Raw genomic sequence first — 23539 nt, forward strand, 5'->3', positions numbered from 1 at the left:
ACGCTTGGACTGAGAAGGGGGAGGCCTCGCGGCCTCTCCCTTTTTCGTTTGGGCGTTGTAAACCTAAAGCCTCTACGGCTTAATTGTCTTTTCTATTTGAAGAAAATAAAACGAATGACCAGCGCGATTGCCGCGATGGCAATGATCAAGAGCGCGATTTGGAGCCGGTGCTGTTTGCGTCGCCTGCTAGACGATATAAATATCGATTTTCCTTGCTTCGGCGTCTCTAAATAGCGGGCAGAATGCGCTAGGGTCTGCTTAGGGCGAGGCTCTCTTCGTTGTTGCTTAGCGGGTGTTCGGGCCTGCTCCTGGTTGCATGCGCTGTTTTTGGATAAGGGGGCATCTTTGAGATACGCCGATTCGCTCGGGGCGACGCCCATGTGTTTGCGACGTGATTGAGATTCTTCAAGGGTTTGATAACGATTGCGAGTTACATATTCAGGCTCTGTATCGTCAATAGGCTCTTGGGAAATATGGGGACGATGGTAGCGTATGGTCTGCGGATAGGTTGATTTATCGTTTTGCATCTGATCATACGAATTGTCGGAGGCTTGATCGTCCATGATGCCCTTAGGTTGTCATTAATATTGTGTATACGCTCATTGTAAGCCCCAGCTTTGTTTAGCTAGGGCACATTTGGTATTTAAGGCACGGTTCAAAGAACCTTGACCTCATTAAACCTTAGTCACATAGACTTAGATATGCTTATAGATAGAGACTCAAAAAACTTTATATCAAAATGTATATATAAGAAATGGATGGGCATATATTAAAGCGTCAAAAGAAGTCCCTGCCACCTAGAAGATGGCTCGGCAGTCCCTTAAAGGAGTGGTAGTCATGGCAAGCATGGTTCCTTATCGTTCGGTTTTTGGTGTTCGTCCCTCTGCTAGCTCGTTGTTCGATCTGTTTGATGATATGACCGATCTGGCAAACAACTCGATCGCCTCCAAGGCGTTTCCCGTTGATGTTGAGGACAAGGGCGACGGTTACGAGGTTAAGGCCTATTTGACCGGCGTCGCGAAGGACGACATCGACGTTGAGCTCAATGAGGGTCGTCTTTCCATTAGCGTGAATGTTGAGGAGAGCGAAGAGAACAAGGACAAGAACTACTTGCAGAAGGAGTTTTGCTCTTACAGCGCGACGCGCGGTGTGTACCTGAAGGATGCTTCGAGCGAGGGCCTTTCTGCAAAGTATGCTGACGGCATCCTTACCGTTACGGTTCCTAAGATTGTCGAGAAGAAGAACGTTACGAAGATTTTCATCGACTAACGTTATCGGCCATTAACATCGGTGCCTGAGCTAAGGGGGCTGGGAAGCGATTCCCGGCCCCCTTTTCTATTTGAGACAGCCTACTGAATATTTGAGACGGCCTACTGAATATTTGAGACGGCCTACTGAATGGTCATGGGCCGATATTGCCCGGCGGGACGTATTGTGAGTTTATGTGGCCCCTCAACGCGGGTGGCGGTGCTACCAAGCTCGTTGTCGAGTGTTGCCCCAAGTGAGCTTGCGTAGCTTTTGACGGTAAGGCTTGGGCGATTGTTGTCTTGGCTAATGTGCATCGCGATAAGCTGCTCGGTGCGATCGGTTACCAGCGCGCGTGCGGCATCGGCGGCCTGATCGTTGGAGAGATGCCCTTTTGCAGACAGGATGCGCTCCTGAAGAAAGCGAGGATAGTCTCCTTGACGCAGCATGGCTACATCGTGGTTGCTTTCGAGCGCGAGAATGCGACAGTCCCTGAGTGTATCGATGGCACGCTTCGACAACTCGCCGGTGTCGGTGGCAAAGCCAACCGAATCACCCTGGGCATCAAAACGGTAGCCGACAGGATTGACGACGTCGTGCGATGTCGAATACGTTTGAATGTGGACCCCGGCAATAGAGAGGGCGTCACCTGGGTCGAATTCCTCAACAGACAGATGTGCGAGGCTTTCCTTTGATGCGAGCGTGCCTCTGCTGGAAAAGACCGGTCCGTTCCAATGTTTACACCACACCTCAAGCCCCTTAATGTGGTCGCTGTGCTCATGGGTGACAACAAGGGCGGACACGTCGTCTGCCGAAAGGCCGAGCTCAGCCATGCGTTTGAGTGTTTCGCGGCGGGACAGTCCGTCATCGACCATAATGAGCCCCTGCGGGCCCTCGATGAGTGCGCAGTTGCCTTTAGAGCCGCTGCCGAGGATATGAAGGTGCAGGCGAGACATAAGATTCCAAAGGATACAATGAGTGCTGACGAATAGAGGAGGAAGCGAATGCCAACGGTATCACAGCATTACGGACACCATGCCGTACCCGGGGCAGTCGATGAGACCCGGACGAGGCAGCAGGCTGCTCCTGTGGTGCTCATGGTATCAGGTGGTGCGGACTCGACGGCACTGCTTCTTATGGCGTGCACATCAAAGCTGGATATCCAAGATGGACGCGGCGTTGCCCCCATTGCTCGCGAGCGCCTACATGTGCTTCATGTAAACCATCACCTGCGAGGCAAGGCATCCGACGGCGACGAGGCCTTTGTGCGCGAGCTCTGCGCACAATATGGGTTGCCGCTGTGCGTGGAGCACGCCTATTTTGATGGGGAGTCGGGCAATATCGAGGCGGCTGCGCGCGAGGTGCGTTATGCCGCGGCGCGAAGGTATGTTCGCGAGCTTTGTGCCAAGATGGGGGCGCCGAGAACGGCGGCGCGCATCTGTACTGCCCATACCTCTTCAGACCGCGCGGAAACATTTTTGATGAACGCCATTAAGGGGTCGGGCCCTGCTGGGCTCTCGAGCATTCCCCGCCGAAGGAATATTGTGGTACGCCCCTTGCTCGACCTAACTCATGGCGAGCTTGTGGGCTATCTGCAGGTGCATGGTCAGCCGTGGCGCGAGGACGAGACCAACGAAGATATCACGTATCTGCGAAACTACGTTCGCCACCGGGTAATGCCAGTGCTGGCGCAGCGTAATGCGAGCGTGTGCAAGACGATTGGCGCCGCCTGTGAGATCTTGGGTGATGAGGATGCGTTTCTATCCCAGTTGTCGGCACAGGCGTTTCGAAGCTGCCTGCGCAAAGAGGCAGCGGGCGCGCTGGTGCTCGATGCCAGACGCCTTGCTGCGGCCGAGGTGGTAATCGCGCGGCGCATCGTGCGACTGGCGATTAAACGCATCGATCCGGACGCTCGCCCAGAGATGCGCCATGTGGAGCGAGTCCTCTCCTGTGTTGCCGAGGGTGCGGGTTCGGTTACGCTTCCGGCGGGGATTGACGCACGTGTTGAGTTTGGCATGCTGGCGTTTAAGGCACCGGCGGCTCGTGAGGGCTTGGTTGCGGACTGGATTACCATACCCGGCCGTATGTCGTTGGGCGGGGGACGTATGCTGGTCACAGAAGCGATAGCCGTTGAGCCGGGATGCGATATCGTGCGCCGCGCCCGTGAGTTTGCGGCTGCTGGGGAAGTGGCAGCTTTGGTGGACGCGGCTGCCCTGGGTTTTGCCAACAGCGATAGCGAGCGGATCTTGGCGGGCTCGCGCGGCGAGGTTCCTGCCGAGGGGCGATTGGCGCGCCTGTGGGTGGACGGTCCCGCACCGGGAGACGTGATGTGCCCGTTAGGCATGAGTGGCCGAAGCAAGAAGGTATCCGACTTGTTGTGCGAGGCTCGTATTCCCGTTTCCGAGCGCAGCGGCGTGCCCATGGTAAGGACGGCACCGGGGGGTGTCGTGGTGTGGGTCGCCGGAGTTCGCGCGGACGAACGCTTTAAGTGCACGGCGGCGACGCGTGTGGCCTATCTGCTTCGCGTGGTTGACGCGGATTAGCCCCTCGCACCAGTTTTTCTGTGCGGCGTTGACGGTATTCCCGCGCTGATGGTGCACGGGCTGGAAAATATACCCCGTGCGCTGCTAGAATGTGTAGTTCGCGTCCATACGGCGGTGTGTGGGCGATTAAGCACGAGAAAGGGTTGTCATGGCTTCTCAACATCCGGATATCGAGAAGGTTCTGTTTACGCAGGAGGATATCGACGGTATCGTCTCTCGCCTGGGCGAGGAGATTACGCGCGACTACGCGGGTAAGGATCTGGTGCTGATTGCGGTCTTGCGCGGCGCCGTGGTCTTTATGGGCGACCTGATGCGCAAGATCGAGCTGCCGACCAATATCGATTTCATGGCCGTTTCGAGCTATGGCGACGGTGTGAAGTCCTCGGGCATCGTGCGTATCATCAAAGACCTTGATATCGATATCCGCGGTCGTGACGTGCTGATCGTTGAAGACATTCTGGACTCGGGCCTGACGCTCAAGTATCTGATGAAGAACCTTGAGAGCCGCAAGCCCGCTTCTCTGGAGGTCGCCGCCTTCCTGTGGAAGGACGTTGAGGACCGCATCTCGGCCATTACGCCCAAGTATGTTGGAACCCATTGCCCCGATGCCTTTGTGGTGGGCTACGGCCTCGACTATGCCGAGCGCTATCGTAACCTTCCGTATCTGGGCATTTTGAAACCGGAGGTTTATTCGTAAGATGCCCGACGACCGTAACGACTACAATTCCCAGACACCCCGGGACCCTAAGATTCCGGGGATGCCCGGAGGCAAGAAACCCACACGTACGGGCTGGCTGTATTTTCTTTTGGCTTGCGCACTTCTGGGCTACGCCTTCTTTAATATGGGCTCCGGCTTTGCCAGCTCCAGCAATACCGTTAAGCTCGCGACGAGCGAGATGGTGAGCGCTATCAAGCAGGATCGCGTCGAAGATCTGACCTATACGGTTCAGGACGGAAGCGTGACGGGTCATTACTGGAAGGCGAAAAAGGGCAAGGGCGACACGAGTGAGCTCAAGAGCTTTTCCTCGACCTATGTCGGCTCCGATTCGCTTGCCGAGCTCATGGCGGAGCATCCCGACACTAAGTACATCGTCAACACCAACGACCCCGATTTTTGGGGCGACTTGGCGATGAGCGTACTGCCGACGATTGCCCTGATCGCCATCATGTTCTACTTTATGCGCCAGATGATGGGCGCCAATAATAGGAACATGCAGTTTGGCAAGACCAACGCCAAGACCAACGAGGCTACGCGTCCCAAGGTCAAGTTCGAAGACGTTGCCGGCGTGGACGAGGCTGTTGAGGAGCTCGAAGAGATTCGCGATTTCTTGAGCGATCCGGACCGTTATCGCAAGCTGGGTGCCAAGATCCCGCGCGGCGTTTTGCTGGTGGGCCCTCCGGGTACCGGTAAGACGTTACTGGCCAAGGCCGTTGCCGGAGAGGCCGGTGTCCCGTTCTTTAGCATCTCGGGCTCTGACTTTGTCGAGATGTTCGTGGGCGTCGGCGCCAGCCGCGTGCGCGACCTCTTTAAGGAGGCCAAGTCTCAGGCTCCGTCGATCATCTTCATTGACGAGATTGATGCCGTGGGACGTCAGCGCGGAGCCGGTCTGGGCGGCGGTCACGACGAGCGCGAGCAGACGCTCAACCAGCTGCTGGTCGAAATGGACGGTTTTGAGGAAAGCGAATCGGTCATCCTGATCGCCGCGACCAACCGCCCCGATATTCTGGATCCGGCATTGCTGCGCCCCGGTCGTTTTGACCGCCAGGTTACGGTCGACCGCCCGGATGTGAAGGGGCGCGAGCAGATCTTGCGCGTGCATGCCGAGAACAAGCCAATGGATGAGGACGTTAAGTTTGAGAAGCTCGCCCAGATGACCGTTGGCTTTACCGGTGCCGATCTGGCAAACCTGCTCAACGAGTCCGCACTGCTTGCCGCTCGCCGTCATCGCTCCGTGATCTCGATGGACGAGGTCGAAGAATCGATGGAGCGCGTGATTGCAGGACCGCAGCGCAAGGGGCGCGTGATGACCGAAGCCGAGCGCACCACGATTGCCTACCACGAGAGCGGTCATGCTCTGGTGGGTCACATCCTGGAGCACTCCGATCCGGTTCACAAGATTTCGATTGTCAGCCGCGGTCAGGCTCTGGGCTATACGCTGCAGCTTCCGCAGGAGGATCACTTCCTCAAGACCAAGAACGAGATGCTCGACGAGCTTGCCGTGTTCTTGGGCGGTCGCGTTGCCGAGGAGCTCATGTGCGATGACATTACATCGGGCGCGAGCAACGATCTGGAGCGCGCGACCAAGATGGCGCGCGAGATGGTTACGCGTTTGGGCATGAGCGAGGAGCTGGGCACGCAAGTGTTTGGCGAGGCACAGCATCAGGTGTTCCTTGGTCGCGATTATGCCGATCACCAGGATTACTCCGAGGAGACGGCGCGCCGCATCGATATCGAGGTTCAGCGCATCATGCGTGAGGCCCATCGTCGTGCTGTTGAGATTTTGGATGCCCGTCGCGATCAGCTCGATCTGATGGCGAAGGTGCTGCTTGAGCGCGAGACCGTCGAAGGCGACGCCGTGAACGCCCTGCTTGACAACGACTGGGATGCCTACCTTGAGCGCGAGGGCGACATTCTGGCAGCCAAGGAGGAGCGCAATGCCAAGGCGGCCGGCGTGCCGACCAAAAAGCGCGCGCCTCGTATGAGCGAGGAGGAGCTGGCGGCTGATGCCGCAGCTTTTGCGCAGGCGGCCATGCAGGAGGATGCCGAAGTCGCATCCGATAGCGCTGACGATGTCGAGGCTGCTGACACAAAAAAGGCCGATGGCGACACCGAGGCCGACGAGTAGTCTTTGTCGTGAGAGCCTCCGCGGGGAAAACCTGCGGAGGCTTTTTCTTTTGAGCGATATGGGGCCATCTGTTGATTGGGGACAGACTTAAATGAGCGTTTTCACGCATTTAAGTCTGTCCCCAATTAACATTGCTGCGGTACTTTGCTTGACTAAAGCGTACAATACCGCCTATGCGAAAGGGGAACAGATGATCAACGAAACCATGTTTGCTCGCGGAGCGGAAAGCTCTATCATCCGCGAGATCTTTAGCTATGGACTTGAACGCAAGGCACAGATCGGTGCGGAGAACGTATTCGATTTTTCGCTGGGCAACCCGAGTGTTCCGGCGCCCGCTGCCGTGGCGGAGTCCATCAAAAAGGCCTTGGAGCTGCCGAGCGACCAACTGCACGGATACACGCCCGCACCAGGCCTGCCGCAATGTCGTGTCGCTGTGGCCGAGTCGCTCAACCGTCGTTTTGGCACGAGCTATGAGGGTAAAGATGTCTTTATGACCGTGGGTGCGGCGGCTTCGCTCACCTGCACGCTCAACGCTGTTACCAATCCCGGTGACGAGGTCATTGTTATCGCCCCGTACTTTCCGGAGTATCGCGTGTGGATTGAGAAGGCCGGCTGTACGTGTGTCGAGGCACCCGCCGATGAAGACACGTTTCAGTTGAGTGTGGGCAACGTGCTCAAGGCGATTACTGATAAGACGGCGGCCGTCATTATCGACTCGCCCAACAACCCGACCGGTGCCGTATATACGCGTGACACGCTGACGCGACTGGCCAATATTCTGCGCGAGGTCAATGCCAAGCGTGATCCCGAGAATCCGATTATGCTCATCTCGGATGAGCCGTACCGCGAGATCGTGTACGGTGCGGAGGTGCCCTGGGTACCCTCGATCTACGAGAACACCGTCGTGTGCTATTCGTATTCCAAGTCGCTGTCGCTGCCGGGTGAGCGTGTGGGCTGGATCTTGGTTCCCAACACCAATCCGCAGGCTGCTCGCCTTATGCCGGCCGTCGCCGGTGCCGCCCGTACACTGGGTTTTGTGTGCGCACCGGCGCTCTTCCAGCGCGTGATTATCGATTGCATCGATGAGCCGAGTGATGTCGAAGCCTATGCTCGCAACCGAACGGCGCTCACCGACGCATTGGCGGAGTACGGCTACACCTACGTTGAGCCGGACGGCGCTTTCTATCTGTGGGTGAAGGCGCTCGAGCCCGACGCAAACGCTTTTTGCGAGCGTGCAAAGAAGTACGAGTTGCTCGCGGTGCCTTCGGATAGCTTTGGCATGCCGGGTTGGTTCCGCTTGGGTTATTGCGTGAGTTACGAAACGATTATCAATTCGCTACCCGCTTGGAAACAGCTGGCGGACGAGTATCGTTAAAAGCAGAGCGCTCTGCCTACAATGTTTTACGTGAAACGGGGTTTGGTGTTAAACCGGACCCCGTTGTCATGGACGTTGTGTCTTTGGGATGGAGCGGTTTTACGACTATCGAAGGCTATGCGTACAATGAATATACGCGACGGCCATACCAGATAAGGAGACCTGATGCCCTACCTGCTTTCCTGTGACATTCATACCCATACGATGTTCTCTGCGCATGCATATTCGACCATTGAGGAGAATGTGTACTGGGCGGCAGAGCGTGGCCTGCAGGTGCTTGGATCTGCCGACCATCTGAGCTCTATGGTTACGGCTTGCCCCAATGACCTGCGCAGTTACCAGTTCTTTATCAACCAGGATATATGGCCGCGCATTTGGAGCGGCGTGTTGGTGCTGCGTGGCGCCGAGGCCGATATCGTTTCGCTGGACGGAAGCCTGTTTGGCGAGGACACTCCTGTCACGCTCGATATTGCCGGCGATTCGTACAGCCGTCAGCATTCGCTGTTCGATCGGGTTACGCGTAATTTGGATTATTTGGTTGCAAGCGTGCATAATCCGCAGTTCGCTGAAGGCGCGACGCTGGCCCAGACGACCGAGATGTATATCAATGCTCTGGAGCACCCCAAGGTGTTTATGCTGGGGCATACGGGTCGATCGGGCGTGCCGTTCGATATCGACGAGGTGTTGCTTGCTGCTAAGGCTAAGCACAAGATCATCGAGATCAACAATCACAGTCTTGAGCATGGCGCGGATGCCGAGCATTGGGACGTGTGCCGCAAGATTGCCGAACGGTGCGCCGAGCTGGGCGTGGGAATTGGCGTCTCGACCGATGCGCACATTGGTATGGCAATTGGTAAGCTCGACCAAGCGCGCAAGATGCTCGACGAGATTCACTTTCCGCTGGATTTGATCGTGACGCGCGACCGCGAGACGCTACTGCGCGAGATGGCGGCAGCCGGCGTGTGTGACCTGCGCAAGAGGATGTAGCGGAGTTCATAAACCAAGTAAGGGGGCGGCCCAGACGGGTCGCCCCCTTCTTGTACCGGTGGATTAGCGGCGCTCGAGGACCGCTACAGTTTCGGTGTGGTCGGTATGGGGGAACATGTCGACGGGCGTGATCTTGAGCAGGCGATAGCCACCGTCGAGGAGCTGGTGCAGGTCACGCTCTTGGGTCACAGGGTTGCAGCTGATATAGGTGATGCGGCGAGGTCTAAGCGCGCAGGCGGCTTCGAGGAACTCGGGGGTAGAGCCGGCACGCGGCGGATCGATGGAAAGGACGTCGATGCGCTCGTTGTTGTCGGCGGCATCTAGGATGTAGTCGGTGGCATCGTCGGCCATAAACCAGGCGCTGCGGGTAAGACCGTTGAGCTCGGCGTTGCGGCGTGCGTCGGCAATGCCCGCCGGGTTGCGCTCCACGCCAAGTAACATGATGCCGATGCCCTTGTTCTGAGCTTCTTTAGCTGCGCAAAGACCGATGGTGCCGCTGCCGCAGTAGGCATCCATGAGGACATCGCCCTGGTGCAGATCCATACCGTCGATAGCGAGCTGGTAGAGCAGCTCGGTCTGCTGCGGGTTGGTCTGGTAGAACGCGGTGGGGGAGATATCGAACTCGCAGCCGAGTAGCTGGTCGCGCATGCATTCAGCGCCATACACGATGTGGGTTTCCTCACCCAGGATGGCGTTGCCAGGGCGTCCGTTGATGTTTTGGGCGACGGTGACGATACGCGGATCGAGTGCGGCGATGGCCTCAAAGAATTCCTGCGCATGCGGCAGGTCGCGCTGGGCGGTAACGAGGGTGATCATGATCTGGTCGGTGCGCCAGCCGCAGCGAACGACGGCATAGCGAAGCAGGCCCAGATGCTTGTCCTCGTTAAAGGCGGGAATGTGCAGGCGCTCGGCCTCACGCGCAATGCCGTTAAGAATCTGACGGGCTCCCGGTGCCTCGACGGGGCATTCGGGAACAGCGACGATTCTGTGCGTGCCGCGCTCAAAAAAGCCGCAGCGGACAGCGCCCCCTTTGCCGGGGGCAAAGGGAGTGGCGGCCTTATGGCGAAAACCACGCGGCGCAGGATATTTGCCCGGGTCGCCCAGAGTAACGTCCATACCGCGAATGGGATCGACGGTTATGCCCTCACGCTCGCAAAGAGCAGCAAAAAGTTCATCCATAGCAGCCTGCTTGGCCGCCAGCTGCTTCTTATAAGGCCTGTTGAGCGCCGTGCATCCACCGCAAGCTTTCATGATGGAACAGGGCGACTTGGGATCAACGGCCTTATGAGCGGACCGGGACGACTCATTATGCGAGCGCTTGGAACGAGCTTGAGGCGCCTTATCCTCGCCCCGACGAAAGCTGGGGCGCTTGGCCTTAGCCTTGCCTTTGGCTTGCCTGCCCTTCGCATCCTGAGACGACTTGGATTTCTTGGAAGATTTTTTCTCCTCCGACCCCTCAGCCGCCTCGATCAAAGCACGACGAGCCTTACGCTCCGCACGAGATTCTGCCATGAAGTAACCCCACTAATTTATAAATTGAAATCTGAAAGCATTGTACCGTGCCAAGCTAGCAGACGATATACAAGCGTCCACTTCACGTTAGTGATAAGTCCAACGACGTTTGCCCGGCGCGGGCGGGGAGCGGCGCGTAATTAAGTTTATCGCGAGTTCCGCACGCAAAGGAAAGCACTTAATGTGCTTTCCGTCTTGCGCAGGACTGTAGAGCAGGAAACTTAATTACGCGCCGCTCCCCGCCCGCGCCGGGCAACTTCTCCCTTGTACTCTATCAAGGTAAAGTGTATGATTCTGGGCGTTACATGAATCACTTTACTTAACTAAAGTGCCATCAAGGGGGAATACCATGAATACCGATATGTCTCGGCGTCAGTTTGTTGGTCTAGCCGGCTCGCTCGCCACGGTGCTTGGCCTTGGTCTTGTCGGCTGCGGCGGTGGTGCCGACAAGGGTTCCACTGCCGGCTCTGCCGCGGCAAAGGACGCCAAGGGCGTTGTGGAGTCTAAGAAGCTCGTGGTGGGCTTTGACAAGTCCTATCCTCCGTATGGCTTTGTGGGCGACGATGGCGAGTACACCGGCTTTGATCTCGATTTGGCCAAGGCAGTTGCCGATAAGCAGGGCTGGGAGGTCAAGTACGAGGCCATCGACTGGGACGCCAAGGATACGCTGCTCAACTCGGGCGCCATCAACTGCATCTGGAACGGCTTTACCATGGAGGGCCGCGAGGACGACTACACGTTCTCCGAGCCGTACATGCTCAATGAGCAGGTGCTGGTGGTCAAGAAGGATGCGGGCATCAAGAATTGGGACGACCTTGCCGGCAAGACCGTGATTACCCAGACCGATTCTGCCGCGCAGGATGTGCTAGAGGGTGACCAGAAGGATCTGGCGGCGACGTTTGCCACGCTCGATACCATCGGCGAGTACAACACGGCTTTTATGCAGCTCGAGAGCGGCGCGGTCGATGCGGTGGCTTGCGACCTTTCGATCGCCCAGTATCAGCTTGCCGCCAAGCCCGATGCCTATACGCAACTTGACAAACCGCTGTCCAGCGAGCACTACGCCGTTGGCTTTAAGAAGGGTGATACTAAGTCGGCCGACGCCGTGACCGAGTCGCTCAAGGCGCTCTATGAGGACGGTACAGTCAAGGACCTGTGCGACAAGTATGCGAGCTACGGTCTATCCTTCGACAACTGGGTTTTGAAATAGCCACAGCACCCAACCTTGCGGCTCCAACCCTCCTCGCGTACCAAAGTACGCTTCGTCGGGCTTGTCGCTCGCAATCTTGGGCACTGTGCCTATTTCAATTAACACCTGCTGTTCTGTTGCTGTGAAAGAGAGCTTGGGTTGTCTATTCAGGTCATGATGCAGCTGCTTGGCCAGGGTTTCTTGGTCAGTTTGCAGTTGTTTGTGCTCACGCTGTTGGGCTCGATTCCCTTGGGAATTCCCGTGGCGTTTATGCGTATGAGCAGAATCGCGCCGCTGCGTTGGATTGCGCGCATCTACATTTCGGTCATGCGCGGTACGCCGCTCATGCTGCAGATGTTTGCCATCTACTTTGCTCCGTATTATGTCTTTGGTATTTCGCTCACGCCCGATTCCAAGTGGACAGCGTGCGTTGTGGCATTCATCATCAACTATGCCGGCTACTTTGCCGAGATCTATCGCTCGGGTTTGCAGTCTATCCCGCGTGGTCAATATGAGGCCGCCGAGGTGCTGGGTTACTCACGCCTGCAGACGTTTTTGTACATTGTGATGCCGCAGGTCGCCAAGCGCATTTTGCCGGCGATGGGCAACGAGATCATCACGCTGGTCAAGGACACGTCGCTGGCGTTTGCCATCGGCGTGGGGGAGATGTTCTCGACGGCCAAGGCACTGGTTGCCTCGCAAGTGAGCATGGTGCCGTTTGCGATTGCGGCACTGATCTACTGGGTCTTTAACTTTGTGGTCGAGATGCTGCTGGGCGCCGCCGAAAAGCGACTTGACTACTACCACGACTAGCCTGTTCCGTCGTGCTTTTCAAACACATGGAGGTTCCCGTGTCCGGAACGATAATGAATATAACGAGCGCGCGCAAGGCGTTTGGCGGCAATGAGGTGCTCAAGGATATCTCGCTCGAGGTAAAGCGCGGCGAGGTCGTGGCGATTATCGGACCTTCGGGCGGCGGCAAGTCAACGCTGTTGCGCTGCGCCACGCTGCTCGAGACGCTTGACGGCGGCTCGCTTTCGTTTGGTGATCTAGCCGTTGCGACGGATGCGGGATTGGGCACGGTGTATGCGAAAGGCGATGTGCCCAAGCAGGCGCGCTCGCGCTTTGGCCTGGTGTTTCAGAACTATAATTTGTTCCCGCACTATACCGTGATGAAAAACATTACCGACGCTCCGATCCGCGTGCTCAAGCGCCCGCGCGAGCAGGTCGAAGCACGTGCGCGTGAGTTGATCGCGCAGATGGGGCTTACGGGCAACGAGAACAAGGTGCCATGCGAGCTTTCGGGTGGTCAGCAGCAACGTGTGAGTATTGCGCGCGCCTTGGCGCTCGATCCAGAGATCTTGTTCTTCGATGAGCCGACCTCGGCACTCGATCCCGAGCTAACGGCCGAGGTGCTGCGCGTCATTAAAGACCTTGCCGCGCAGAATATGACGATGGTGATCGTGACCCATGCGATGCAGTTTGCGCGCGATGTTGCCGATCGCGTGGTCTTTATGGACGGCGGTCGCATTGTAGAGGAGGGTCCTGCCGAGCAGGTTATCGGCCATCCGCGCGAACGGCGCACGCGCGAGTTCCTGAGCCGTATCGAGGGCTAGGCTCAAGTAGACATTGAGGCGAACCGCTGCAGGTCTTATGGCCTGCGGCGGTTTTTATTTGCGCCGATGGGACTTAATAACCGCCTCAGGCGTTTGCCCCTCCTCTCGCCGCCCGTATTCATACGTGCGCCGAAAGGTGTGCATGGACAGTCGCCCGCGAGGGTAGGGTGGTGGCATAGGACATTTGGAGGGTGAGCCGGATCGGCTGCCGACCATGCTGCTCCCGGGACGGCATCGACCGCGAACTCTCCCCGTTGGCGTCGCGCATTGCGCGCGGCCCTGCAAGGAGGTCATTATGGGTGCTCCCAAGACCGGTAATGTAAGGAACGTGGTGCTCGTAGGCCAAGGTGGGGTGGGCAAGACTTCACTCGCCGAGGCCATGCTCCACCTTTCCGGCAAGACCGCCCGCCTGGGCGGCCACGACGGCACCAAGCCCACGCTCGACTATGACCCCGAAGAGGTCAAGCGTGCGTTTTCCATCTCGACGACCATTGCGCCGATCGACTGGAAGGGTGCGCGCATCAATGTGCTCGATGCCCCGTGCTACCCCGATTTTATCGGCGACGCCTTTGCCGCGATGAGCGTCTGCGAGACGGCTCTGTTTGTGGTCGACGCCGAGGCCGGCCCGCAGCCTACGACGGTTAAGCTCTGGTATGCCGCCGAGGACCTGCGTCTGGCGCGTGCGGTGTTCGTAAACCGCCTGTCGCGCTCCGAGGCCAGCTTTGCGACCACGATGGACCTGCTGCAGGAGCGCTTTGGCACGCGCCTGGGCGCCGTGACCCTTCCCTGGGGCGAGGGCGAGGACTTTGACGGTATCATCGACCTGGTGCGCATGAAGGCGCGCCATTGCAACGGCGCCGAAGCCGTTGAGTCGGAGATTCCCGAGGAGTATCGTGCCCAGGCCGAGGAAGCCCATGACCATCTGTGCGAGCTGGTGTCCGAGGCTGACGACGAACTGATGATGAAGTACTTGGAAGGCGAGGAGACGCTGACGCAGGAGGAGCTTGAAGGCCTGCTGTCGAAGGCGATCGCCGAGCGCATCTTTGTGCCGGTCTTTGCGGGCGATTGCATTAAGGAGCAGGGCGTCAACTCGCTGATGGACGACATCGCCACGTACTTCCCGGCGCCGACCGACTATGGTGAAATGCCGCTCATCGACGGTGATTCGCTCAAGATCTCGAGCGACGATGACCGCCCGGTGGCGTTTGTGTTTAAGACCCTGGCCGATCCTCAGCAGGGTCGCATCAGCTTCATCAAGGTGCTGACGGGCACGCTTGAGCCGGGCCTTGAGCTGATCAACGCGCGCACCCGCAAGAGCGATCGTCTGGCTCACCTGTATGTGATGTGCGGCCGCGACATGACTGAGGTTGGTCACGCCTATGCCGGCGATATCATCGTGGCGCCCAAGCTGGCGGCCGAGACGGGCGATACGCTCTCGATTACCGGCAAGGTCGAGGCTGCGGCGTTTAAGTTCCCCAACTCGCAGTACCGCATCGCCATCGAGGCCGAGAATCGCGGCGACGAAGAGAAGCTCTACACGTTTATCGAGAAGGCATGCAAGGCCGATCCGACCATGAGCATCGACCGCGACGAGGAGACCGGCCAGACCATCATTTCGGCGGTGGGCGAGGCGCAGGTTTCGGTCCTGCTCAATCGTCTTGAGGACCGTACCAAGGTCGCGGCCAAGAGCGTGCCGATTCGCATCCCGTATCGCGAGACCATTCGTCGCACGGCAAGTGCCCAGGGCCGCCACAAGAAGCAGACCGGCGGTGCCGGCCAGTATGGTGACTGCTGGCTGCGCGTAGAGCCGCTCATTGGGCCCGACGGTACGAGCGACGGCTATGAGTTTGTGGACGAGGTCGTAGGCGGCCGTATTCCGCGCTCGCTGATCCCTGCCGTGGACAAGGGCGTCCAGGAGACCATGAAGGACGGCATCATTGCCGGCTATCCGCTCACGGGCATTCGCGTCGCGGTGTACGACGGTTCGTACCACAGCGTCGACTCCAACGAGATGGCATTTCGCGCGGCGGCTCGCATCGGCCTGCGCAAGGCATGCGCCGATGCCGACCCGGTGGTGCTGGAGCCCATCGAGGAAGTCACGGTGACTATCCCCGAGAGCTACGCCGGCGCCGTGATGGGCGACATCTCGGCATCGCGCGGTCGCGTGACAGGCATGGAGACCGATGAGCGCGGAGACACCGTGGTCATCGCTCAGGCGCCTCTCGCCGAGCTGACGGATTACTCGACGCGTCTGCGCTCCATCACGCGCGGCACGGGCGACTTTACCATGAAGCCTGCGGGCTATGAGCAGGTGCCTTATGACGTTCAGACCAAGCTGGTCGAGCGCTATGAGGAGGGCCGTGCCAAGTAGCGTTGGGCGTTGCCTGTAACATACATGCCGATGCAAGGGCCGCTCTGGGCAATCCAGGGCGGCCCTTTTTGATCCCTGGGGGATGGAGGAAAACGGTTCATTTTAAGTTTTGGGGCAGCTTGGCCGGCCCTAGTCTCCCGAGGCCTGATTGCGGCCGGTAGCGTAGTCGATCTGCACATGCGGCTGCAGGTTGTAGCAATATACGTGGAAGCAGAGGGCCTTGCCGTGGTCCTCGACCGATTGTGCCTCAAGACGCACGCCACGGCAGACGAGTTCCTCTTCGTTGTACATGGGCGTGACACGGTAGAGCACATGGTTGCCCGTCTCGCGGATGTAGCCGAGAATCTGCTCCTCAAATGGCAGCATGCCCGTTTCGTTGAGATAACGCGTGCCGGTGAGGAGATTCTTGCGGTTGGCGTTTTCGCCGCAGAGCGACCAGGCGATGAGGTGACAGCGGTTGTAGAGGCTCTGGCCCGGAATAAAGTCGTAGCGCTGCTGGCGCCATCCGGCGGGATGGATACGCGAGATATCGCCGCGCTCGCCTTGACCGAGCGATTCGGGGCCCACGCAAGCGAGCGCTTTGCGGGTGCGGCCCATGCTGTCGAGCTTGGAGAACTTCTTAAAGCAACCTTCTTCTGTAGCGCGCTCGTATTCATCGAGCGTGAATGATGGTGTGCCCAACGGGTGCGTGCTGTCGGCTCGCAGGGCAACATAGGGGTTGCCCGCGTAGTCGGGAATGCTGCTGAGGTATACGCCGCGGGCGCGGTCGAGATTGGGGTTTTCGACCTCGTCGATGGGGGTGGCGGCGCTGTCCGCGGAAACGTCATCACCGGTGTCGGGTGCGGCGGAATGTGGCTTGTCGCTAGAGTTCGGGCTGTTTTGGGAGTCTGTGGAGTTTGCCGTTCCCGATTCGAGTCGGGCAACCAGGTCTGCCTCGTCGTCGGTGCGGCTGGGACTCTCGTCTTGCTTCTCGGCCAGGGCCGCCGCCTGCTCATCACTTTGCGGCGAGAGCAGTCTGGGCGCCCCGTCGAGCGATCCCGTAAACAGCGCAAACCCCAGCACCACAGCGGTGCCGATAGAAAGTGCTTGCTTGTAGGCGGACTTGCGCGACATGGTGACTCCTGGACGGACGGTTGGGAGTCTACCAGTCTAGCAGGAGCCGCCGAGGGCCGTTCTATCGAACAAATACTTAAGACTTGGGACAAACGCTACGGATTCATTTGCCTCATATTTGACGTATGGCTAGATCGAGGTAGAACCGAGCCAGTTGAGCTTGCATTCGAGAATACGCTGCTCACCGGGCGTGCTGCTGCCATCGAGTAGCGCGAGGAGCATCTCGGCCGCCTCTCTGCCTTCCTGGTCGACGGGCTCGATGATGGTGGAGACGGTCGGCGTGGTGAGGTTGGTCCAGTCTTCGCAGTTGAGTCCCAAAAGACCGATTTGCTGCGGAAGCAGATGGGCCATGGGCTGGAGGGCCTTGTAGACACGGGGAAGTGCCCACTGATTTTGCACGAAGATAAGGGTTCGCTTGGCGGGGTTGAGCTTGTATTTAAAGTACTCGGTAAGCTCACTGACCGACGGCTTGTTGTGGTCGATGGAAATCGCTTTGTAGAGCTGTCCGTTCGCTGCCAGCGCCTCGGCATACCCCTGAAAACGCTCCATGCGGGTGCGCATTTCGGTCATGTTGGCGGCAATGGAAAAGAAATCTTCGTAACCGGCGTCGAGGAGTGCCTGCGTGGCGTTGTACACACCGTCGTAAAGGTTGGTCTTGACCCAGCTGGTACCTGGGCTATAGATGGCCGCATCGAAAAAGACGACCGGCTTGCCGGCGCGTCTAATGCGGTCGTGCACGGCTTTGAAGTTTGCCGTGGGCTGGATGATAAAGCCATCGACGCCCAGCGAGAGCATTTTGTCGACATACATGAGCTCGGTCTCGGGGTTAAAGTTGCTCGTGCAAACAACCGTCTGGTAGCCCGCGGGGAGCATGACCTGCTCCATGCCGTTGAGGACGAGGCCCGCCCATTTGTTGGTGTTATCCAAGATGATGATGGCGATGACGCGGGTCTGTTTGCCGGTGAGTGTTTGCGCCTGGGCGTTGGGGACGTATCCCAGCTCCTTTATAACGCGCGCGATCTTTGCCTGCGTTTTGTCGCTGAGCTTGTCTCGTTTGTCGTTGAGGTAATACGAGACGCTGGCTGTTGAAGTTCCCGCCTCGCGGGCGACGTCTGCGATCGTAACGCGCTGTTTGGTCACAGCGACTCCTTCCGACAAATTGCGTTGTTTGGCGCGGTGGTTCACGTTCGGGTTGCGGGCACACGATTCTGCCTGTCCTTTCGCCCTTTTATGAGTATGCAACAATACCGTATCCGTGGGGTCCGAAATTCGTGGCGGTTATGCAAGCCTGCCGTCTACCGAGAAATCTAAATACTTCTTGACTTTTAAAAAAGAGATCAAAAACGCAGGATTCATTTTTGGTTAAACGCATAACTAAATTGCATAACCAACGCTCTGACCTGCGCGTTTACCGAAATAAGCTGGTATTAAGAAGGTGGCGCCGTTGACGCGCCCAAGGCCGAGGCCAAGGCAGAGAAGAAGGCCGTCTCCGCTGCCCCGCAGGCCCCGACACCGGCGTCCAAGCAGTCTATCTTTGCCGATCCTGGCAAGACGCTGCTCAATGCATTCAATACCGGCGTTTCCTATTTTATCCCCATTGTCGTTATCGGTGGCGTGTTCCTCGCCTTCTCGTTGGCATCCGGTACTGCCGGTGCTAACGGCATGGAGGTCACCAACCCGTTGATGGTGAGCCTTAACACCATCGGTATGGCCGGCATCTCTATGATGATTCCGGTGCTTGCGGCATACATCGCTTACTCGATGGCCGGCAAGCCCGCGCTTGCCCCCGGTTTTGTCCTGGGCTACTTGGTCAACAACGCCGTCGTCACCCCGAGTGGCAACAGCGTTTCGACCGGCTTCTTGGGCGCCATGATCATGGCTGTCATCTGCGGTTACTTTGTCCGCTGGATGAAGACCTGGAAGGTCAACAACACCATCCAGACCATCATGCCGATCCTGATCATCCCGATTCTGACCTCGCTCGTCCTGGGCATGGCCTACATCTACATCCTGGCCACGCCGCTTGGCTTTGTGATGGATTGGCTCACCAGCGTGCTCGGTAGCCTGCAGGGCGGCTCCGCCGTCGTCCTGGGCCTGGTCATTGGCGTTATGACCGCCTTCGATATGGGTGGTCCCGTCAACAAGACCGCTTCGACCTTTACCATGGCCATCATGGCCTCCGGCATCTACGGCCCCAACGGTATGTTCCGCGTCGCTGTCGCCATTCCCCCGATTGCTTGCGGCCTCGCTGCGCTCATCGCCAAGAACAAGTTCGATGACGCTGACCGTCAGATGGGTATCTCCGCACTGTTTATGGGCTGCATCGGTATTACCGAGGGCGCTATCCCCTTCGCGGTCAAGGATCTCGGTCACACCCTTCCCGGCATCTGCATCGGTTCTGCCGTGGGTGCGGCGCTTGCCGCCTTCCAGGGTATCGACTGCTACGTCCCGCACGGTGGCTTTATTGTCGCCCTTGCCACCAACAACGTCGCGCTGTTCTGCCTGGACATCGTGATTGGCTCCGTGGTCGCCGCTGCAATCCTGATTGCCATGAAGCCCACGCTCGATAAGCAGGCCAAGTAAACCTTTAAGGACTCCGGTTGTGCGGAGGGATGGATTTGACTTCGCACAACCGCCCCTACACAACAAAATCCATCCGTACTGATAGGGCCCGCATCTGGGTCCCAGGGAACTTTTGTCAACAATCCTCTGGAGAAGGAGAACAAAATGTCCAACCTCACCATCCGCCAGGCCGTTCAGGGCATGCTCAAGCTGCAAGACAGCGGCGATCATGCAACCATGGTCGGTATTGGCCCCATGAGCCCCAACCTGATTCAGGCTGTGTTCGAGCTTGCCAAGGACGAGGATTTCCCGCCCATGTTTATCGCCAGCCGCAACCAGGTCGATATGGACGAGATGGGCGCCGGCTACGTCAACGGTTGGGACCAGAAGCGCTTTGCCGCCGACATCAAGAAGGTTGCCGACGAGGTGGGCTACACCGGCCCGTACTACCTGTGCCGCGATCACGGCGGTCCGTGGCAGCGTGACGAGGAGCGTAACGCCCACCTGCCCGAGGACGAGGCCATGGAGCTCGCCCGCAAGTCCTTCGTCGCCGACATGGAGGCGGGCTTTGACCTGCTGATGGTCGACCCCACCAAGGATCCCTATCAGATCGGCAAGGTTATTCCGCTCGACGTGGTGCTTCGCCGCACGATCGATCTTATCGACTACCTTGAGCAGTACCGTCGCGAGCATAACCTGCCCGAGGTCGCCTATGAGGTCGGTACCGAGGAGACCAATGGCGGCTTGACCTCTACCGATAAGTACGAGGAGTTCATTTCTCAGCTGCAGCCCGAACTCGAGAAGCGCGGCTGCCCCATGCCCACCTTTATCGTCGGCCAGACCGGTACGCTCACCCGTTGGACCGAGCAGGTTGGCCATTACAACTTTAAGAACGCCCGCGAGCTCGCCGACATGGCAAAGCGCTACGGCGTGGGCCTGAAGGAGCACAACGCCGACTACCTGGACGACGCGACGCTGCTCGAGCACATTCCGGCTCACGTGACCGCTTCCAATGTCGCCCCTCAGTACGGCACCGAGGAGACCCGCGCCTACCTCAAGCTCTGCGCTACCGAGCAGATTCTGGTCGACAACGGCCTGTGCGACGATCCCTCCGACCTGTATCACACGCTGCTGGTCAAGGCTATCAAGACCGAGCGCTGGCGCAAGTGGATGACCGGCGATGATGTCAACCTGCAGGTTGACGACATTCTGGCCGACGACGAGCTCAGCCTGAAGATTCTGGATGTCTCCGGCCACTACGCGTTCAACGATCCCGAGGTCAAGGAGCAGGTCGAGAAGCTCTATCGCAACCTCGCTGCCCAGGACATCGACGGCAAGCGCTTTGTGATCGAGCACATCAAGCGCCCGATTAAGCAGTACGTCGTCGGTCTTAACCTCAAGGGCGTCACGAGCCGCATCGAGAAGGCTCTCGAGGACTAGGTAGTTCCGGCGTTTTGACAAACGCCGGACCGGTCGACGCTGCGCGAGCATCTGCCGGGCAATCTGGCGCTCAAGCCGTCGCTCGCGTACCAAAGTACGCTTCGCTCCTCTTTCGCACCACCTTGCCACGGCAGCTGCCCGCTCGCTGACGTTGGTTCGACCAGTGATTGAGCCGTTGTCCTTAGATTGCTAGCTATTCCTTCGAAGGAGTTTGTACCATGAAGTTCTTTATCGATACCGCCAACCTTGACGAGATCGCCGAGGCCAAGAGCTGGGGCTGCCTTGCCGGCGTCACCACCAATCCGTCCCTGTACGCCAAGACCGGCGGTAAGCTCGCCGACTTTGAGCCCCATATGCTCAAGATTGCCGAGCTCTGCGAGGGTCTGCCCGTGTCTGCCGAGTCCACCGCGACTACTGCCGAGGGCATGATCGAGGAGGGCAAGCGTCTTGCCGCCCTGGCTCCCAACATTGTGGTCAAGCTCCCCGTCTGCGAGGCCGGCCTCGCCGCCTGCCGCGCGCTGGCCGATGCGGGCGTGCGCGTCAACATGACGCTCGTCTTCTCGCCGACGCAGGCCTTGATGGCCGCCAACGCCGGCGCTCGCTACATCAGCCCGTTTGTGGGACGCTTCGATGACATCGCCGAGGACGGTATCTCGCAGCTCGACAACGTTGTGACCTGCATCAAGAACTATGACTGGACCGGTAAGAACGTCGACGACACCGTCGAGATCATCACCGCATCCGTCCGCACGCCCAATCACGTGACCCAGGCGGCGCTACTCGGTGCCGATATTGCGACCGTCCCCATGGCCGCTCTTAAGAAATGCCTGCATCACCCGCTGACCGACCAGGGCCTTGCCTCGTTCGAGGCCGACTGGAAAAAGGTCGTCGAGGCACAGTAACGATGGTTCTGCCGGCCCAGCATTTGTTATGCCGGGCCGGCGTGCTCAAGAGAGGAAACTCCATGACCGATCAGGAACTGGCCAAGATTGCCAATGAGGTTCGCCGCGGTATTGTCACGGGTGTCCACGCCGCCAAGTCGGGGCATCCGGGCGGGTCGCTTGGCGCCGCCGACATTATGACCTACCTCTACTTTGAGGAAATGGATGTCGACCCGGCGAATCCGAGCCGCGCCGACCGCGACCGCTTTGTGCTCTCCAAGGGCCATTGCGCTCCGGCACTCTATGCCGTGCTCGCCGAGCGCGGGTTCTTTCCCAAGGAGGAGCTCGAGACGCTCCGTCATATCGGCAGCCGCCTGCAGGGCCATCCCAATATGAATGACACGCCGGGCGTCGACATGTCTACCGGATCGCTCGGTCAGGGTATCTCCGCCGCGGTTGGAATGGCGCTCGCCGCAAAGCACTGGGGTGACAGCTATCGCGTCTACACGCTGTTGGGCGACGGCGAGTGCGAGGAGGGGCAGGTGTGGGAGGCGGCCATGTTCGCCGGCAACCACGACCTGGATAACCTCGTCGCTATCGTCGATCACAATGGCCTGCAAATTGACGGCAGTATCGACGAAGTTAACTCGGCTATGCCGCTTGCCGACAAGTTCCGTGCCTTTAAGTGGCATGTGATTGAGCTCGCCGACGGTAACGACATGGCGCAGATTGCTGCCGCCTTTGCCGAGGCACGCAAAGTGAGCGACTCGCCTGTGGCCATTATCGCCGAGACGGTGAAGGGCAAGGGTGTTTCCTTTATGGAAAACCAGGTGGGCTGGCACGGCAAGGCACCCAACGATGAACAGTTTGAGCAGGCCATGGCCGAGCTCGCAGCAGCAGGGGAGGAGCTCTAATGGCAGACGTCAAGAAAGTCGCCACGCGCGTTAGCTATGGCGAGGCACTTGTCGAGCTGGGCAATGAGCACGATGACTTTGTGGTTCTCGATGCCGACCTGGCCGCCGCCACACAGACCGGCAAGTTTAAGGCTGCGCACCCTGAGCGCTTCTACGACGCCGGGATTGCCGAGAGCAACTTGATGGGGCTTGCCGCCGGCATTGCGACCACGGGCCACGTCGCCTTTGCGAGCACCTTTGCCATGTTCGCCGCCGGCCGCGCGTACGAACAAGTGCGTAATTCCATCGGCTATCCGCACCTCAACGTCAAAATCGGCGCCACGCATGCGGGCATCTCGGTCGGTGAAGACGGCGCCACGCATCAGTGCTGCGAGGACATCGCGCTCATGCGCACGATCCCGGGTATGACGGTGATCGTTCCCGCCGATGACATCGAGGCTCGCGCTTGCGTGCGCGCCGCCTATGAGTTTGAGGGACCGGTCTACATGCGTTTCGGCCGCCTGGCAACACCGGTCATCAACGATCGCGAGGACTATGAGTTCAAGATTGGTCGCGGCGTGGTCGTGCGCGAGGGGTCCGATGTGACCATCATCGCTTGTGGCCTCATGGTTGCCGAGGCGCTTGAAGCTGCCGAGGCCCTCGCTGTCGATGGTATCGATGCCGAGGTTATCAACATGCACACGATCAAGCCGCTTGATGAGCGCCTGGTAGTTGCCAGCGCCAAGAAGACTGGTCGCGTGGTCACTGCCGAGGAGCACTCGATTATCGGCGGTCTTGGCGAGGCCGTGGCTTCGGTGCTCGCGGAGCAGCATCCGGTGCCGATGCGACGCGTCGGCGTGCGCGATGTGTATGGCGAGTCTGGCCCTGCGGTCGATTTGCTGCACGAGTTCGGTTTGGACGCCGACGGTATCGAAGCTGCGGTCAGGTCTGTGTTGTAAGGAAGGT

20 protein-coding genes are annotated in these 23539 nt (G+C 58.7%); 15 read left to right on the forward strand and 5 right to left on the reverse strand.

The features are described from left to right. Positions 1–92 precede the first annotated feature (92 nt). A complete protein-coding gene (locus ACQRAP_RS07415) occupies positions 93–563 on the reverse strand; it encodes a hypothetical protein (RefSeq protein WP_427795267.1) in 471 nt (156 codons plus the stop codon). Between the two features lie 274 nt (positions 564–837). On the opposite strand from ACQRAP_RS07415, the gene ACQRAP_RS07420 reads away from it, so the two are divergent. After that, complete coding sequence (locus tag ACQRAP_RS07420) at positions 838–1269, forward strand: Hsp20 family protein (RefSeq protein ID WP_427728790.1); 432 nt, start codon at positions 838–840, stop codon at positions 1267–1269. Positions 1270–1391: 122 nt separating this feature from the next. Here the strand turns inward: ACQRAP_RS07420 and ACQRAP_RS07425 are convergent, their stop codons facing one another. After that, positions 1392–2201: an MBL fold metallo-hydrolase gene (locus ACQRAP_RS07425; RefSeq protein WP_427795268.1), complete on the reverse strand. Its 810-nt coding sequence runs from the start codon at positions 2199–2201 to the stop codon at positions 1392–1394. A 48-nt stretch (positions 2202–2249) separates the two neighbouring features. Here ACQRAP_RS07425 and tilS point away from each other — a divergent pair, with 48 nt between their 5' ends. The 5 genes from tilS (at position 2250) to ACQRAP_RS07450 (ending at position 8996) form a co-directional block, all read left to right on the forward strand. Continuing rightward, positions 2250–3788, forward strand: coding sequence for a tRNA lysidine(34) synthetase TilS (tilS, locus tag ACQRAP_RS07430; protein WP_427795269.1), 1539 nt, complete (start codon positions 2250–2252; stop codon positions 3786–3788). Positions 3789–3936: 148 nt separating this feature from the next. After that, a complete protein-coding gene (gene hpt, locus ACQRAP_RS07435) occupies positions 3937–4485 on the forward strand; it encodes a hypoxanthine phosphoribosyltransferase (RefSeq protein ID WP_154517754.1) in 549 nt (182 codons plus the stop codon). Position 4486: 1 nt separating this feature from the next. Continuing rightward, positions 4487–6634 carry an ATP-dependent zinc metalloprotease FtsH gene (gene ftsH, locus ACQRAP_RS07440; protein ID WP_427795270.1) on the forward strand — a complete coding sequence of 716 codons (2148 nt, stop codon included), beginning with the start codon at positions 4487–4489 and terminating at the stop codon, positions 6632–6634. Between the two features lie 190 nt (positions 6635–6824). Continuing rightward, the gene (locus ACQRAP_RS07445) at positions 6825–8009 is read left to right on the forward strand and encodes a pyridoxal phosphate-dependent aminotransferase (RefSeq protein ID WP_427748229.1); all 1185 of its coding nucleotides are present in this window, start codon (positions 6825–6827) and stop codon (positions 8007–8009) included. Positions 8010–8174: 165 nt separating this feature from the next. Continuing rightward, positions 8175–8996: a phosphatase gene (locus tag ACQRAP_RS07450; RefSeq protein WP_154517764.1), complete on the forward strand. Its 822-nt coding sequence runs from the start codon at positions 8175–8177 to the stop codon at positions 8994–8996. A 63-nt stretch (positions 8997–9059) separates the two neighbouring features. On the opposite strand, the gene rlmD is transcribed toward ACQRAP_RS07450, so the two are convergent. After that, positions 9060–10508, reverse strand: coding sequence for a 23S rRNA (uracil(1939)-C(5))-methyltransferase RlmD (gene rlmD, locus ACQRAP_RS07455; RefSeq protein WP_427795271.1), 1449 nt, complete (start codon positions 10506–10508; stop codon positions 9060–9062). A 349-nt stretch (positions 10509–10857) separates the two neighbouring features. On the opposite strand from rlmD, the gene ACQRAP_RS07460 reads away from it, so the two are divergent. From ACQRAP_RS07460 to ACQRAP_RS07475, 4 genes are all read left to right on the forward strand, one after another. Next, positions 10858–11718: a transporter substrate-binding domain-containing protein gene (locus ACQRAP_RS07460; RefSeq protein ID WP_427728798.1), complete on the forward strand. Its 861-nt coding sequence runs from the start codon at positions 10858–10860 to the stop codon at positions 11716–11718. 138 nt (positions 11719–11856) lie between these two features. Then, complete coding sequence (locus ACQRAP_RS07465) at positions 11857–12510, forward strand: amino acid ABC transporter permease (protein ID WP_427795272.1); 654 nt, start codon at positions 11857–11859, stop codon at positions 12508–12510. Positions 12511–12563: 53 nt separating this feature from the next. Then, positions 12564–13313 carry an amino acid ABC transporter ATP-binding protein gene (locus ACQRAP_RS07470; protein WP_427795273.1) on the forward strand — a complete coding sequence of 250 codons (750 nt, stop codon included), beginning with the start codon at positions 12564–12566 and terminating at the stop codon, positions 13311–13313. A gap of 295 nt (positions 13314–13608) precedes the next feature. Beyond that, positions 13609–15684, forward strand: a complete 2076-nt coding sequence (locus ACQRAP_RS07475) for an elongation factor G (protein ID WP_427795274.1) — start codon at positions 13609–13611, stop codon at positions 15682–15684. Between the two features lie 129 nt (positions 15685–15813). On the opposite strand, the gene ACQRAP_RS07480 is transcribed toward ACQRAP_RS07475, so the two are convergent. Together ACQRAP_RS07480 and ACQRAP_RS07485 are read right to left on the reverse strand one after the other, a co-directional pair. After that, entirely contained in the window at positions 15814–16797 is a 984-nt protein-coding gene (locus tag ACQRAP_RS07480; protein WP_427795275.1) for a DNA/RNA non-specific endonuclease, read from the reverse strand. Positions 16798–16926: 129 nt separating this feature from the next. Next, complete coding sequence (locus ACQRAP_RS07485; RefSeq protein ID WP_427795276.1) at positions 16927–17937, reverse strand: LacI family DNA-binding transcriptional regulator; 1011 nt, start codon at positions 17935–17937, stop codon at positions 16927–16929. A 414-nt stretch (positions 17938–18351) separates the two neighbouring features. Here ACQRAP_RS07485 and ACQRAP_RS07490 point away from each other — a divergent pair, with 414 nt between their 5' ends. The 5 genes from ACQRAP_RS07490 (at position 18352) to ACQRAP_RS07510 (ending at position 23532) form a co-directional block, all read left to right on the forward strand. Then, entirely contained in the window at positions 18352–19380 is a 1029-nt protein-coding gene (locus ACQRAP_RS07490) for a PTS fructose transporter subunit IIC (protein WP_427795288.1), read from the forward strand. Positions 19381–19524: 144 nt separating this feature from the next. Beyond that, positions 19525–20799 carry a class II D-tagatose-bisphosphate aldolase non-catalytic subunit gene (locus ACQRAP_RS07495; RefSeq protein ID WP_427719788.1) on the forward strand — a complete coding sequence of 425 codons (1275 nt, stop codon included), beginning with the start codon at positions 19525–19527 and terminating at the stop codon, positions 20797–20799. Between the two features lie 218 nt (positions 20800–21017). Beyond that, a complete protein-coding gene (gene fsa, locus ACQRAP_RS07500) occupies positions 21018–21701 on the forward strand; it encodes a fructose-6-phosphate aldolase (RefSeq protein ID WP_117757862.1) in 684 nt (227 codons plus the stop codon). A gap of 62 nt (positions 21702–21763) precedes the next feature. After that, positions 21764–22594, forward strand: a complete 831-nt coding sequence (locus ACQRAP_RS07505; RefSeq protein ID WP_427795277.1) for a transketolase — start codon at positions 21764–21766, stop codon at positions 22592–22594. After that, a complete protein-coding gene (locus ACQRAP_RS07510) occupies positions 22594–23532 on the forward strand; it encodes a transketolase family protein (protein WP_427795278.1) in 939 nt (312 codons plus the stop codon). The genes ACQRAP_RS07505 and ACQRAP_RS07510 overlap by 1 nt, the downstream gene beginning before the upstream one ends. Positions 23533–23539: the final 7 nt, after the last annotated feature.

Source organism: Collinsella sp. SGI.180 (assembly GCF_050313455.1).
Classification (GTDB): domain Bacteria; phylum Actinomycetota; class Coriobacteriia; order Coriobacteriales; family Coriobacteriaceae; genus Collinsella.